Annotated in this window: 15 protein-coding genes; 3 read left to right on the top strand and 12 right to left on the bottom strand. The window is 60.5% G+C overall.

Translation table 11 applies throughout. The annotated features are described in order from the left end of the window. The 12 genes from DT23_RS01150 to DT23_RS01205 all read right to left on the bottom strand — a co-directional run bounded on the left by DT23_RS01150 (window position 1) and on the right by DT23_RS01205 (window position 10,551). Window positions 1–294 carry a hypothetical protein gene (locus tag DT23_RS01150; protein WP_038127314.1) on the bottom strand — a complete coding sequence of 98 codons (294 nt, stop codon included), beginning with the start codon at window positions 292–294 and terminating at the stop codon, window positions 1–3. Then, entirely contained in the window at window positions 294–683 is a 390-nt protein-coding gene (locus DT23_RS01155; protein ID WP_038127316.1) for a response regulator transcription factor, read from the bottom strand. The genes DT23_RS01150 and DT23_RS01155 overlap by 1 nt, the downstream gene beginning before the upstream one ends. Window positions 684–1,023: 340 nt before the next feature. After that, window positions 1,024–2,265: a glycerate kinase type-2 family protein gene (locus tag DT23_RS01160; RefSeq protein ID WP_038127318.1), complete on the bottom strand. Its 1,242-nt coding sequence runs from the start codon at window positions 2,263–2,265 to the stop codon at window positions 1,024–1,026. A 180-nt stretch (window positions 2,266–2,445) separates the two neighbouring features. Continuing rightward, entirely contained in the window at window positions 2,446–3,579 is a 1,134-nt protein-coding gene (locus DT23_RS01165) for a c-type cytochrome (RefSeq protein ID WP_038127319.1), read from the bottom strand. Further along, window positions 3,560–4,870, bottom strand: a complete 1,311-nt coding sequence (gene soxC / locus DT23_RS01170; RefSeq protein ID WP_038127321.1) for a sulfite dehydrogenase — start codon at window positions 4,868–4,870, stop codon at window positions 3,560–3,562. The genes DT23_RS01165 and soxC overlap by 20 nt, the downstream gene beginning before the upstream one ends. 58 nt (window positions 4,871–4,928) lie before the next feature. After that, complete coding sequence (gene soxB, locus DT23_RS01175) at window positions 4,929–6,620, bottom strand: thiosulfohydrolase SoxB (RefSeq protein WP_038127324.1); 1,692 nt, start codon at window positions 6,618–6,620, stop codon at window positions 4,929–4,931. 156 nt (window positions 6,621–6,776) lie between these two features. After that, complete coding sequence (soxA, locus tag DT23_RS01180) at window positions 6,777–7,637, bottom strand: sulfur oxidation c-type cytochrome SoxA (protein WP_038127326.1); 861 nt, start codon at window positions 7,635–7,637, stop codon at window positions 6,777–6,779. A gap of 109 nt (window positions 7,638–7,746) precedes the next feature. Continuing rightward, on the bottom strand, window positions 7,747–8,073 hold the full coding sequence (soxZ, locus tag DT23_RS01185; protein WP_038127328.1) for a thiosulfate oxidation carrier complex protein SoxZ: 327 nt from the start codon (window positions 8,071–8,073) through the stop codon (window positions 7,747–7,749). 23 nt (window positions 8,074–8,096) lie between these two features. Further along, complete coding sequence (gene soxY / locus DT23_RS01190; RefSeq protein ID WP_038127330.1) at window positions 8,097–8,516, bottom strand: thiosulfate oxidation carrier protein SoxY; 420 nt, start codon at window positions 8,514–8,516, stop codon at window positions 8,097–8,099. Window positions 8,517–8,550: 34 nt separating this feature from the next. Next, the gene (soxX, locus tag DT23_RS01195; protein WP_038127332.1) at window positions 8,551–9,027 is read right to left on the bottom strand and encodes a sulfur oxidation c-type cytochrome SoxX; all 477 of its coding nucleotides are present in this window, start codon (window positions 9,025–9,027) and stop codon (window positions 8,551–8,553) included. Window positions 9,028–9,241: 214 nt separating this feature from the next. Then, a complete protein-coding gene (locus tag DT23_RS01200) occupies window positions 9,242–9,802 on the bottom strand; it encodes a thioredoxin family protein (protein WP_038127711.1) in 561 nt (186 codons plus the stop codon). Window positions 9,803–9,819: 17 nt separating this feature from the next. Beyond that, window positions 9,820–10,551 carry a cytochrome c biogenesis CcdA family protein gene (locus DT23_RS01205; protein WP_038127336.1) on the bottom strand — a complete coding sequence of 244 codons (732 nt, stop codon included), beginning with the start codon at window positions 10,549–10,551 and terminating at the stop codon, window positions 9,820–9,822. A 102-nt stretch (window positions 10,552–10,653) separates the two neighbouring features. Here DT23_RS01205 and DT23_RS01210 point away from each other — a divergent pair, with 102 nt between their 5' ends. From DT23_RS01210 to DT23_RS01220, 3 genes are all read left to right on the top strand, one after another. Then, entirely contained in the window at window positions 10,654–11,109 is a 456-nt protein-coding gene (locus DT23_RS01210) for a thioredoxin domain-containing protein (protein ID WP_240473513.1), read from the top strand. A gap of 220 nt (window positions 11,110–11,329) precedes the next feature. Beyond that, on the top strand, window positions 11,330–11,611 hold the full coding sequence (locus DT23_RS01215; protein WP_038127713.1) for an ArsR/SmtB family transcription factor: 282 nt from the start codon (window positions 11,330–11,332) through the stop codon (window positions 11,609–11,611). 65 nt (window positions 11,612–11,676) lie between these two features. Further along, window positions 11,677–12,723: a YeeE/YedE family protein gene (locus tag DT23_RS01220; protein WP_038127337.1), complete on the top strand. Its 1,047-nt coding sequence runs from the start codon at window positions 11,677–11,679 to the stop codon at window positions 12,721–12,723. The last annotated feature ends 118 nt before the right edge of the window (window positions 12,724–12,841 follow it).

Here is a 12,841-nt window from a genome sequence, read left to right on the forward strand (position 1 = left end):
TTATTCTGGCTCCTGCGGCGGGGCGTTCCCCTCTTCGGGCAGCTCTTCGGCATCCAGAACAGGGGAAAGACCGCGCGCGATCAGAAAGGCGGCAAAGATCAACCCGATCCAGACCGCAAACAGATACAGCCCGCCGCGCCCAGTATCAGGCGTTGGCGTTTCGGCGGGATGCCACAGGCCAGGCAGCGCGAATAACACCATGCCCAGCACCGGCAGCAAGCGCGCCGCATCCATCAGCCGACGGCGCCGATAAGACCGGCGCGCCAGAAACAGTGGCTGACCCGATTGCGGCATCAGACGGGCGTCCCTTGCGCACCGCCCGTGATTGCCTCAAGCCCGGCAAGCACGTCGGAATTGGCGAAGGGTTTGGCCAGAAATGCGGTCGCGCCCGCGCGTTCAGCCGCCTCGCGATCGCGATCTTGGCCCCGCGCGCTAAGCATCAAGACCGGCAGCGCGGCAAGCGTCGGATCGGCGCGCATATCGGCCAGAATTTCCAGCCCCGAGCGCCCCGGCAACATCAGGTCCAAGATCACCGCATCGGGCGCTTGCGCGACAATCTGCGCCAGCGCCTGCGCGCCATCGGCCAGCACCGACACGCCCCATCCCGCGCGCGACAGGATAAAGCGGATCGCCTCGGCGATATGGGGTTCATCCTCGATCAACAGAACCTGACGTTGGTGCATTTGTCCTTCTCCCGGGTCGACTATCGCCACCCCATGCGGTGCTGTCAAACACTTGCGCGTGGCGGCCTAGCCTTGCGGGACAGCGGCGCAAGCAGGGTGCTGTGAAAGCAACCCGTAATTGCCCCGCGCGTGCCATTTTCGTGCCCCATTTGGGCGTGAAAACGACTTCAACGATCTCAATACGGGATCCCGTTTTATCTTGGAGAACACTGCCATGTTCGGATTTGACACGATCGCCATCGCCATCATCACCGTCGCCGTGCTGCGCGAGGCTGTCATGCGTCTCTTTCCGGCTCCAGAGGCTCCGGCAGAAAACTAAGTCCCTGCGAATGCGCGCAAATCAGCCGCGCGCCAACACCGCCAGATCGGCCACATTCGTCCCCGTCGCACCGGTGACTAGCAGTGCCTGCCCCGCCTTAAGCGCACGGTAAGAATCGTTATTTGCCAATAGCGCGTCTGGGTTTTCGCCAGCTTCTCGAATGGCTTGGCAGGTTCTCGGGCCAACCACACCGCCTGCCGCATCGCATGGCCCGTCGCGCCCATCGGTGCCACCCGATAAAAACCGCCATGCCCCCGACACGCCCGCTTGCTCGGCCAGCAGCGCCACACGCAGCGCCAGTTCCTGATTGCGCCCACCAAGCCCATCACCGCGCAAGGTCACCGTGGTTTCGCCGCCAAAGGCCAGCACCTGCCCCGGAGCCAGATCGGCCAATAGCGCCACGATGCGCGGGGCGAGATCGGCCACATCACCACTCAGCGCGAAAGGGGCTTCTTGCGCCCCCGCCTCCAGCATCGCCGCAACCGAGATCGCATTCGCCCCGATCAGACGGTTGCGCGCAGCAGGCAGATCGCGCGGCGCATCGGCTTGGGTAAGATGCGCACGCACTGGCGCAGGCAATGCGTCAAATATCCCCAAATCGCGGCACAGATCGCGCGCCTGCACCCGAGTGCCAATCGGCGAGACGGTCGGCCCCGAGGCGATCACCGCCAGATCATCGCCCGGCACATCGGACAAGATCAGCCCCGTCACTGGTGCCGCACTGGCCGCGAGCCAGCCCCCGCCTTTAAGCTGTGAAAGCTGCTGGCGGATCAGGTTCATCTGCGTGATATCGGCGCCGCAGCCCAGCAAAAGACGGCTGACCTCGGCCTTGTCCGACAGGCTCACGCCGTCGACAGGCGCAACGGCCAAAGCCGAGCCCCCCCCCGAAATCAGCGCCAAAACGCGGTCTTGCGGGCCAAGACGCGCCAAGGTTTCAAGGATCGCGCGCCCCGCCGCTTCGCTGCCAGCGCCGGGCACCGGATGATCGCCCACAATTAGGCGCGCGCCTTCGGGCAACGCTGCGCCATCGGCGTTTTCGGGATTGGTCACGATCAGCGCGCCCGTGCCACCCGGCAGGTCCGCCAACGCCGCGCCCGCCATCGCCAGCGCCGCCTTGCCAAGCGCGATCACCTGCCAGCACCCGCCCGGCCCCGGCATATCCTCGCGCGCCCAATCCATCGCCTGCGCCACCGCCTGCGCGGGATCGGCGGCGGCAACGCCTGCGTCAAAAATTGCGCGCACTCTCTGGTCTAGATCGGACATAGCATTCCCCTGCGGATCAGCCCCAGTATCCTCGGCGGGCGGCGTTGCGCAAGCCAGAGGTCACGGCGTTCGCGCAGCGCAAAAAGAAACGCCCGCGAAAATCGCGAGCGTTTCGGTCACAACGACAGACATTGCGATATCGGGTTGGTGAGGGCGCGAACGCCCCCACCGGGGAGGAAATCAACCACCTTGGCTTTCGATATAGGCCAACACAGCCTTCACGTCGTCGGCCTTTTTCAGGCCCGCGAAGGACATCTTGTTCTTCGGGATATAGCCTTTGGGATCAGCAAGATAGGCTTGCACCGTCTCTTCGTTCCAGACCAGACCGTCTTCACCGTGCTGTTTCATCGACTTCGAATATTTGAAGCCGTCCACAGTGCCCGCCTGACGTCCGATCAAGCCGTTCAGCACCGGACCAACGCGGTTCTTGGCCTTCTCGCCCACCTGGTGACAAGCCTTACACTTTTTGAAGACCTTTTCGCCGGCCGCGACCAGCGCGGGATCGGCGGCGAGGGTTTCTTCGGTCGCTGCCGGGGCAGCACTCGCCTGCTCTTCAGCGGCGGCGGGAGCGTCTTGCGCCATCGCTTCTTCGCTTGCGCCTTCGCTTGCAGCGCTCGCCACAACCGTATCGGCAGGCGCATCTACCGCCGTATCGGCAGCGGCGCTGTCATCGCCACCCTGATCGGGCGTGACGTTCAGAACGGTCGCCTTCATCGTGATATGCACGTCTTTCTTACAGTCCGACATGCACGCCGCTTTGGAGAACAACGGGTATTCCGTCTCGGGGCGGTCATCGACGATGAAGCCGTCCGCATTGGGCATTTTCACGTCGAGGAAGTTTTCCTTGCTCAGCACGAAATCGTCATCAACAAGATCGTTGGAGTAAAGGATATAGGCCACGATTGCGTAGGTCTCATCGACCGTCATCGTTTGCGCATCCCCGAACGGCATCGAGCGGTGGGCATAGTCCCACACCGTCGACAGATAGGGGAAATACGAGCCGACCGTCTTGACCGGATCCTTGCGTGCCAGCGTGTCAGCCCCGCCAGCCAGCTTGGGCCAGTTGTCCACACCCTCGGCGAAATCACCGTGACAGGCCGCGCATTTATCCGCGAACAGGTTCTCGCCATCCTCAACCGAGCCGGACCCTTCGGGCAGGTTTTTGCCATCGGGGAAGACCTCGACCGTCCAGGCTTTCATTTCGGCGGGCAGTGCGGCACGGCCCAGATTATACGTCTCTGCCATCGCTGGCGTGGCCAGCAAAGGTGCTGCGAGCAAGGCTGCCAGAGTGAGATTACGACGACACTTCGACATTCTCAGACTCCCCGTTTTCTTTGACCCACCAAGTCTGGATCCCGTTGTTGTGATAGACCGAGTTCTCGCCGCGGATCGCGCGCAGAGCGTCTTTGGTCGGCTGAACGTAGCCCGTGGCATCGGTGGCGCGCGATTGCAGGAACATTTCCGAACCGTCCCAGTCGATGTCGAGATAAAAGCGCGACATCGCCTTATCGACGCCCGGCTCCGCCAGACGCGCCTCTTGCCAGTTCGCGCCACCGTCGATCGACACGTCGACCTTGGTGATAGCGCCCCGACCCGACCATGCCATGCCGGTGATAACCAGCGGGCCTTTGCCATGCTTGATCGGCATTTGCGGGCTGGGCGAGGTGACCACGGATTTCGCATCCATGACCCATGTCCATTTGCGCGAGGTGCCATCGGCCAGCGTATCGGTATATTTCGAGGTTTCCTCGCGCGACTGCACGGCCTCGTCGGTGACTTCGATACGGCGCAGCCATTTCACCCACATGTTGCCTTCCCAACCGGGAACAACCAGACGCACCGGGTAGCCATGCTCTTTGCGCAGCGCCTCGCCATTGGCCTTGATTGCGACGAGACAGTCATCAAGCGCCTTTTCCAGCGGGATCGAGCGACCGTTCGAAGACGCATCGGCCCCCTCGACATAGACCCATTTATCCTTGATCTGATCGCCCAGATTGGTGATCCCGGCCTCTTCCAGAAGCGTGCGCAGCGGAATACCCGAATACTGCATGTTATGGATCATGCCTTGGGTGAATTGCGCGCCGTTAAGCTGCGCGCCGGCCCATTCCATGCCCGAGTTCGCCGCACATTCGAGGAAATAGGTGCGGTTTTCACGCGGGAAACGCTCCAGATCCTCGTAGGTAAAGACCAGCGGCTTATCGACAAGACCGTTGATCATCAGGCGATAGTCTTCTTTCTTCAGCTCGATCGCGCCCGAGTGGTGACGCTCGAATGCGCAGCCCGTCGGGGTGATCGTGCCATCCAACGCGTGGATCGGCGTGAAGTTGATCGAGCTGATCACATCGGCTGTCAGCCAGCCGACATTGCGCCGGATAACATCGCTTTCGAATTCAATCGGCAGCCCGTAGGGCGTGGCATCGACACCGTCGCCCCAGCCCTGTGCCCAGGACTGAACTTCGGTGATCAACGGGTCGGGTTGCTGGTCTGCGCGCGCGGCACCTGCCCCCGCAGCCATTGCCCCTGCCGCAGCCCCTGCCCGCAGAAATCCGCGGCGGCTGTAGCCGGTGCCAGTGGCCGGAGTGGCGTGGCGTTCCTTCTCGTCCATGTAGTCTCCTCCAGTCTCTTGCCCCATTCGGGGTTTCGTCATCAGGTGCGGTTGGGGCTTAGGCGCCCGTCACCACCACCGACTCATTGGGTTCCAGATCGACGGTGCCGATCTTACGAATATGGTCTGCGATCACGTCCCAGATTTGCGGCCCTTCGGTGCCCTCGTTGACCGAGGCCCAGCCCGTCACGACATAGCTGCGCGAGGGATCGATATCCGCGCCATCCTTGAGCGAGGTCATGTTCGAGATGCGCTGACCGATCGGCTTGGAGACATCAATGTGATAGCCCATGCCGCCGATGCGCACCATGTCGCCGCCCTGCTGGTAATAGGGGTCGGTGTTGAACAGGTTGTCGGCCACATCCTCAAGGATCGTCTTGATCGTCTCGCCGGTCATCTCGGTGCGATAGGTCTGGCCATAGGTCATCGAGGTCACGCCAAGGATGTCTTCCATCGTGATCTTGTCACCGGGCAGCAGCGACGGCCCCCAGCGCACGCCGGGCGACATTGCGATTTCCGCGTCGCGTTCCGACAGCATCGCCTCGCAGATCAGATCATCCCAAGTGCCGTTGAAGTTGCCCCGGCGATACAGAAGGCTCGAGGTTTCGCCCACGACTTCCTCAAGCTCTTGCTTGTAGGGCTCGCGGGTTTTGGTGATCAGCGCGGCCATGTCTTTGTCGGGCTCGATCACATCCGAGAAGATCGGGATCAGCTTGTGACGGAAGCCCATCATCTTGCCATCGCGCACATCCAGATCAATGCGCGACACGAATTTCCCGTTCGACCCAGACGCGATCATGATCGTCTCGCCAACCAGAACCGGCTCGGGCACGGCGTCATGGGTGTGACCGGTCAGGATCACGTCAATGCCCTTCACGCGGCCCGCCATCTTGCGGTCCACGTCGAAACCATTGTGCGACAGACAAACGACCAGATCGACGCCCTTGGCGCGCACCTCGTCAACCATCGCCTGCATCCGCTCTTCGCGAATACCGAAGGAATAGTCGGGGAACATCCATTTCGGGTTGGCAATCGGCAGATAGGGGAAGGCCTGCCCGATCACCGCGATCTGGGTGCCGTTGCGCTCAAAGATTTTATAGGGCTCGTAAGCCGGCTCATCCCATTCGGCGTCAAAGATATTGGCGCCAAGGAAGGGGAAGGGCAAGGTGTCGACGATCTCGTTCACGCGGTCTTCGCCGTACGTCCATTCCCAATGCGAGGTCATCGCGTCGGTGCCAAGCTGGTTCATGATATCAACCATGTCCTGACCCTTGGTCTTAAGCGCGACCATCGAGCCATGCCAGGTATCGCCACCATCCAGCACGATCGCCTCTGGGCGTTCGGCGCGGATCGCGTTCACCACAGTCGCCACCCGATCCATGCCGCCCATCTTGCCATAGGATTTGGCCAGATCGACATAGTTGTCATAGGTCAGCGCATAGGCGTCAGGCGTGTCGGGCTTGATATTGAACATATCAAGGAAGTCTTTGCCCGTGACATGGGGCGGCTTGCCGCGCGCATCGCCCACGCCAAGGTTGATTTCCGGCTCGCGGAAATAGATCGGCATCGCTTGCGCGTGAATGTCGGTGATGTGGATCAGCGTGACATTGCCCAGCGGCTCGAATTGCAAAAGCTGGTCTTGCGTCATCGTCTGTTGTGCCATCGCGCGCGACCAGCGCGAGAGGCCAGATGCACCAAGGATGGTCGAGGCAGCCAAGCTTGCCTGAAGAAATTCCCGCCGGGAAATCATGCTGTGTCTCTCCTTCTTTTCCTCTTTCCGATGGGCGGAAAAAGCACCGTCTCAAACTTTAAATTGACAAACGAATTCAAACAGATAGCGAAAATTGAATATGTCCGAAAGACACGCGCGGGACAAAGGTTTCCCCTGCCCCGCGCGCAGACCTATTTAAGGACGAACGCCGCCGCCTTCGATCTCAAGACCCGTGCCGCGCGAGGCGACATACAGCTCGAGATTGCGGAACTCTTGCGAGCCCGGCTTGAAGGTCTCGGCGCGGGTATCGCGGATGCAGCCCTTGAAGCGGTTGTGGATCGACACCACGCCCGCATTCTTCAGACGATACACCGGGAAACCGGTCAACTGGCCTTGGCTCAGGTGGTCGGCGCGGATGTAATTGCCATAGTTTTCTTCATGGCAGGACGCGCAGGACAGCTCTAGCTGACCATAACGCGTGTAATACATCTCTTTGCCTTTTTCCCAGAACGGGGCAGCATCGCCGTCGATCTTGACGTTCACGGGCATGCCGCGCGACTGAACCGCGATCGCAACCGTCATGTTCTTCATCGGGCCGCTATCCCAGCCCCAGGCTTCGGCACCCATGCGCTCGGTGCGGCAGTCGTTGATGTAGTTTTCCATCGACCACAGCTCGCCCTTGGCGTTGAGATGGGGCATCTTGGCGCGCACGCCTTTCATGCCCTCTTCGATGTCGCCGTGGCAATCTGCGCAAGACTTGCCCTCGGAGCCGTCCGCGACATTCCAGTTGTCCATGCCTTGTTCACCAAAGACCATGATCGGATTGTCGAAGTCATCTTGCTCCATCGCCCGCGAGCTGTCGGTGCGGAACAGCCAGCCCGAGTAAACCTCATCAAGGTGACCCTTGAGGAAATCGGCAGCAGGTGCCTTGGTTACGATCGGCGTATCGCCGTTGATGTTAAGTTCGTCATCCGCCATTTCCGCGCGCAAAGGCGCAGTGCACAGCGCCAGAACGGCGGTGGCGGCAAGGATGGTGCGGCTGGTGCGCAGCGTCATATCTCTGGTCCTCCCTGGGTGACCTCTGCGCCCGTCGATCTCCCCAATCGGGCGCAGAGTTATCCTTGGTAGGGGCATTCCCTTCGCCCCTGCGGCATTGCCTTATGGCTTAGCCGATCGCAATTTTCTTGCTGTCTTCGTAGATAGACCCGTCATCATCATACCAGGTGAATTTGAACTCACCGGCTTCGGGCACTTTGGCGTCGAATTCGATATAGGGGTTGGTCGAAACAGCCGGGTCGAGCGTGACGTCGATCACGTTCTCGCCGTTGAAATCGCAGGTAAAACGGTTGATGATTTCCCGCGGGATCACATTGCCGTCTTTGTCTTTGCGCTGACCCGATTCCATCGGGTGCGAGATCAGGGTCTTGATGGTGATGACTTCACCAGCGGACGCTTTCTTCGGCACTTTCACGCGGGGTTTGACGTTTTTCATATCATGTCTCTCCTGCTATCCGATCAGCCGCCGCAGCCGCCGATGGTGACTTTCACGGTCGATTTCGCTTGCACGAAGCTGCCATCGGCCATCTTTGCGACGGCAACCAGATCCTGCGTTTTCGACAGGCGGATGCGGATCGAGGCGGCTTGCGAGCCGGCCAGCGGGCCGAACTTGAATGTCGCGACATCGGGCGTCGGGTTGCCGGGGGCGTAAATCGCGATCTCGGTGGCGCCGGGTGCGTCAACCGAAACCGGGACCGTGTTGCCGTTTTCGGCGATCTCGGGAGCGGTCAGCGTCAGTCCGCCCTCTCCTGCGGTCGCGCCGCCGGTGAATTTCGCGATCGCATCGGCCGTAGCATCGGCCAGCGCGGGCAGCGGCAGCACCGAGACAGCAAAGCCGCCCATCGCCAGCGCCAGCGCGTCACGTCTGGTCATCGTCATCTTGTCTCTCTCCTCTCGGGTTACTCAGAAAAGGTCACTCTTCCTTAAGCGTCATAAGAAAGGCGACCACATCCTCTACTTGTTGACCGTTCAGGATCGGCGGCAGATCGGCAGGCGCAGCCTTGCCGGTATAACCATCGCCGGGACGAATGAACGGTCCGGTTTTATACATGCCGGGCATGACGGTGCCCTCGAACGTATGCTTGGCGTCAATGACGATGCCGCGCAGTTGGGCTTCGCTCCAGCGATCGGCTGCACCGTTCAGCTCGGGGCCGACATTGCCCTGAAAAGACGCATCAAGCGCCGACACGACATGGCAGGACACGCAGTTGCCCAGCGACTTGGTCGACGCAATTTCTGCCCCCTTCGACGGATCGCCCGGCTGGCCGGTCAGTGACGTCGTTACTTCCCCAATGTCGGTGAACTTTACATCCATCGGCGCGGTCTCGGCGAACGCGGCGGTAGCGGCGAACGTGGCGGCCACTGCGGCCAACGCAACGTGGCGTTTCATAGAAGTCCTCCCAAATTCTCTCCCTGAGACACATTTAAGCGAGTGCGTCAGTATGGCGCAATGATAAATTCAAAATTTCGCATATTTTCCGATATGTTCCGCCAGACACATCAAAGAAAACCTTTTAGAAACAACGCATATCGCAGGTGCAGAAAAGCCCCGCACAGATTTTTCCATGCGGGGCCTTGCTGAAAAACCGATCACTTGGGCGTGATTACTGCGCCATCTGCTCGGCGACATATTTCTGGAAATTCTGACCGCTCTCGTAGCCGTGATTCTTCACCCAGGTCAAAAGCGCCTTCGTCGTGCCCTTGCCAAAAGCGCCGGGCATTTGCGCCACGGCGGCCTTGTTTGCGGCCACGCCATCGACACTCTCGGGGAAGAACATCATGGTGGGCGTGAACATCACCCCCCACTTCATTGCCATCTCTTTTTCGGGCAGCGATTCACCGTCAAAATCGGTGACCTCGACATCGCCAAACAGGTTCATCTGCACGACGTAATAGTTATCGGTGATGAATTTCGCGATCTCGGGGTCCGAGAACACCTCTTCATGCATCTTCTTGCAATAGATGCAGCCGCGCTGCTCCCAGATCACCAGAAACCGTTTGCCCGCCTCATTGGCCGAGGCCAGATCGTCGGACATATCCTTGAACGTATCCTGGAACCACGGCTCTTTGTGCAGTCCGTCATCGCCAAGTTCTGCGGCCGCCACCGGCAGCGCCAGCATCACGCAGGCCAGGATCGCCCCAAAGGTAGAAGTCAAAAAACGCATCATCTCTCTCCCATTGCTCAGCCCAGACTCCCGCTGGGCATCACCTCGATCAAGAATTGCCCGATCCAGCGCAAACCGCCGGTCACAATCAAGATCGCAAACACAATCAACATCACCCCCATTGCCTTTTCCACATAGGCCAGTTTGGACTGGTGGCGGCGCATCAACGCAAGGAACGGCTTGGTAAAGAAGGCCGCAATCACAAAGGGGAAGGTCATCCCGATGCCATAGAGGAACAGCAGCAGCCCGCCTTGCGAGATATCTCCCATCCCCGAGGCAACCATCAAAATCGCCGCCAAGGCCGGGCCAACGCAGGGCGTCCAGCCAAAGCCAAAGGCTAGCCCCATCACATAAGCGCCAAAGAATGTGGAGGGATCGGTTTTGGATTCCATGCGCGCCTCACGATAGAGGAACGGAATGCGGATCACGCCCAGGAAATGCAGCCCGAAGACCAGCAGGATCGCCGCCGCAACATAAGACAGCGGCCCCATCCATTCGCGAAACGCCGAGCCAAGCGCGGTCGCGCCCATCCCCATCAGCACAAAAATCGTCGTCACACCCAGAGCGAATGCCACCGCCGAGGCGACCATGCGCATCTGCGCCCCGCGCGCAATCGCACCATCGCTGCGCAACTCGCTCATCGACAATCCGGCCATGTAAGACAGATAAAACGGCACCATAGGCAAAATGCAGGGCGTCAGGAATGATAGCAGGCCAGCAAAAAATGCGCCCCCGAAACTTATATCCATCGGTAAGGAAACCTCCCAAATAAAGGGCAACGGCCTCCCAACCGTTTCTTGACGCCCCCGTGAAACATATTACGATCTTTATATGTAATGGGAGTATCGTCAATGATCCGTGAGTCTGCCTGCGCGATTTTTCTCGCTGCCGTGATGGCCGTTGCGCCAACGCTCGGATGGGCTGATACCGCCCCGCCGCCCAATCCGGCCACGACCGCCCCCGCCAGCGACCCGGCGCCACAAACGCAATCGCGCTTTCGCCTGCTGATGATCGAACAGGCGGGCTGCGTCTATTGCCGGATGTGGAATAACGATCTTGGCCCGATCTATCCCAAGACCCCCGAAGGCCAGATCGCGCCACTTGAGCGCACCGATTTGCACCAACCCATGCCCGGGGGCGTCACCCTCACCGGCGGCAAGGCGATCTATACACCGACCTTTGTTTTACTTGATAACGGCACGGAAATTGCCCGGATCGAGGGCTATGCAAGCGAAGACTTTTTCTGGGGCCTGCTCGGCCAAGCGCTGCAAAAAGCGGGTGCCGATTTACCGTCAGCGGCGCAATAGCCTCTGCGTTTTCGCCGAAATATAAACGGCGAGGCTTTGTTCCAGCGAATCGCCGTGCTAAAGCCTGTTTAGTTTGACCAGTTCGGCTACGTCTTTTGATGCGGCCTGCAAGAAGGAAATGGCGGTGCGACAAATGGCACCAGATGGGCGCGATCACGACCTAACCCCTCCCGTTCCAAGCCAGAACGGGAAATGCGCACGTCTGGACGCAGAAGAGCTGATGTTGCGCGCCCAAGATGCCTCGAACCTGATGAAGGCGCTCGCCCATGAAGGGCGGCTGATGATTCTATGCCATCTCAGTTCGGGCGAAAAATCGGTGACCGAGTTGGAAAACCTGCTCGAATCGCGCCAGGCTGCGGTCAGCCAACAGCTTGCACGGCTACGCCTTGAGGGGCTTGTCAGTTCGCGCCGCGAGGGCAAGGCGATCTATTACACCCTGTCTGATCCGCGCGCGCGGCGCCTGATTGAAGTGGTTTACGAAATGTTTTGCAGCACTGATTAGATATCGGTCTTGCGAAACGCTCAGTTTGGAAGCCGGGCCACACCTGCCCGGAAGGGAGGCGCGAAATGGAAAACCTTCCAATAGGCGTGCTGGCCGCTCTGGTCGGGCTGATCGGCGGCGCAGTGCTGGGATTGGCGGCGCGGCTGGGCGATTTCTGCACGCTGGGCGCGCTGGAAAGCGCCGCTTACGGTGAAGATCAACGCCGCGTGCGACTTTGGGGCGTGGTGCTGGCCGTGGCGATCACCGGTTCCTTCTTGGCCGAGGCCTTGGGCTGGGCCGACATCACCCACAGCTTCTATCACACGATCCAATGGTCGCCGCTCGCCTCTATCGTAGGCGGGCTGCTGTTTGGCTATGGCATGGCGATGGCGGGCAATTGCGGCTTTGGGGCGCTGGTGCGCTTTGGTGGTGGTGATCTGCGCGCGTTGGTCGTGGTCGTCGTGATGGGCATCTTTGCCTTTGTCACGCTCTCGGGGCCACTCGCCCATCTGCGCCTGCTGATCTTTGCGCAAGACCCCGCATCCGCGCCTCAGGGCATCGCACATTGGCTATCGGCCCGCAGCGGCCTGTCCCCCTTGGTCTTTGCCCTGCCGATCGCGGCGGGCTTTCTTGCGTGGGGGCTGTCTTACAAGCCGCTGCGCACAGATCCCCGCCGCGTGGCGTGGGGGGTCGCTGCAGGTCTGGCGGTTGTCTGGTGCCTGATTGGCACCTCGTGGCTGTATGGCGAGAGCATGGGCGCAACCGGCGTCGAGGCCCCCTCCTTCACCGCCCCCTTAGGCCGCACGATCCTGTATTTCATGACCTCCACGGCGGGCGGCATCACGTTTTCCGTCGGGCTTGTGGCGGGCGTGCTTGTGGGCGCGCTCTCGGGGTCACTTATCCGCGGGTTGTTTCGCTGGGAGGCCTGCGAAGACCCGCGTGAGCTGGGCCGTCAGGTCGGCGGCGCGGCCCTGATGGGGATCGGCGGCACTATCGCGCTGGGTTGCTCTATCGGCCAAGGTGTGAGCGCGATGTCGGTGCTGGCCTTTTCCGCCCCCGTCACGCTCGCCTCTATCGTCATCGGCGGGCTGATCGGATTGCGCCAATTGATCCACGGCTTCCAGCCCGAGTAAGCCTATCATCGCGCAGGCCAGATTATCCCGTTGGATGCCTCCGGCGGGAGTATTTCCGGCTAGATGAAATGGGGAGGCGCGCTTGTATTTCATCTAGCGCAAAATACTCCCGCCGGAG

Source organism: Thioclava indica (genome assembly GCF_000714545.1).
Taxonomy (GTDB): Bacteria; Pseudomonadota; Alphaproteobacteria; order Rhodobacterales; family Rhodobacteraceae; genus Thioclava; species Thioclava indica.

Excerpts from the sequence above, each read along its gene's own strand:
- soxC (WP_038127321.1), bottom strand. The coding sequence starts at position 4,870 with ATGGACGAGAAGGAACGCCACGCCACTCCGGCCACTGGCACCGGCTAC.
- DT23_RS01160 (WP_038127318.1), bottom strand. The coding sequence starts at position 2,265 with ATGTCCGATCTAGACCAGAGAGTGCGCGCAATTTTTGACGCAGGCGTT.
- soxY (WP_038127330.1), bottom strand. The coding sequence starts at position 8,516 with ATGACGATGACCAGACGTGACGCGCTGGCGCTGGCGATGGGCGGCTTT.
- soxZ (WP_038127328.1), bottom strand. The coding sequence starts at position 8,073 with ATGAAAAACGTCAAACCCCGCGTGAAAGTGCCGAAGAAAGCGTCCGCT.
- DT23_RS01165 (WP_038127319.1), bottom strand. The coding sequence starts at position 3,579 with ATGTCGAAGTGTCGTCGTAATCTCACTCTGGCAGCCTTGCTCGCAGCA.
- DT23_RS01150 (WP_038127314.1), bottom strand. The coding sequence starts at position 294 with ATGCCGCAATCGGGTCAGCCACTGTTTCTGGCGCGCCGGTCTTATCGG.
- DT23_RS01205 (WP_038127336.1), bottom strand. The coding sequence starts at position 10,551 with ATGGATATAAGTTTCGGGGGCGCATTTTTTGCTGGCCTGCTATCATTC.
- soxX (WP_038127332.1), bottom strand. The coding sequence starts at position 9,027 with ATGAAACGCCACGTTGCGTTGGCCGCAGTGGCCGCCACGTTCGCCGCT.
- DT23_RS01155 (WP_038127316.1), bottom strand. The coding sequence starts at position 683 with ATGCACCAACGTCAGGTTCTGTTGATCGAGGATGAACCCCATATCGCC.
- DT23_RS01215 (WP_038127713.1), top strand. The coding sequence starts at position 11,330 with ATGTTGCGCGCCCAAGATGCCTCGAACCTGATGAAGGCGCTCGCCCAT.
- DT23_RS01220 (WP_038127337.1), top strand. The coding sequence starts at position 11,677 with ATGGAAAACCTTCCAATAGGCGTGCTGGCCGCTCTGGTCGGGCTGATC.
- soxA (WP_038127326.1), bottom strand. The coding sequence starts at position 7,637 with ATGACGCTGCGCACCAGCCGCACCATCCTTGCCGCCACCGCCGTTCTG.
- DT23_RS01210 (WP_240473513.1), top strand. The coding sequence starts at position 10,654 with ATGATCCGTGAGTCTGCCTGCGCGATTTTTCTCGCTGCCGTGATGGCC.
- DT23_RS01200 (WP_038127711.1), bottom strand. The coding sequence starts at position 9,802 with ATGCGTTTTTTGACTTCTACCTTTGGGGCGATCCTGGCCTGCGTGATG.
- soxB (WP_038127324.1), bottom strand. The coding sequence starts at position 6,620 with ATGATTTCCCGGCGGGAATTTCTTCAGGCAAGCTTGGCTGCCTCGACC.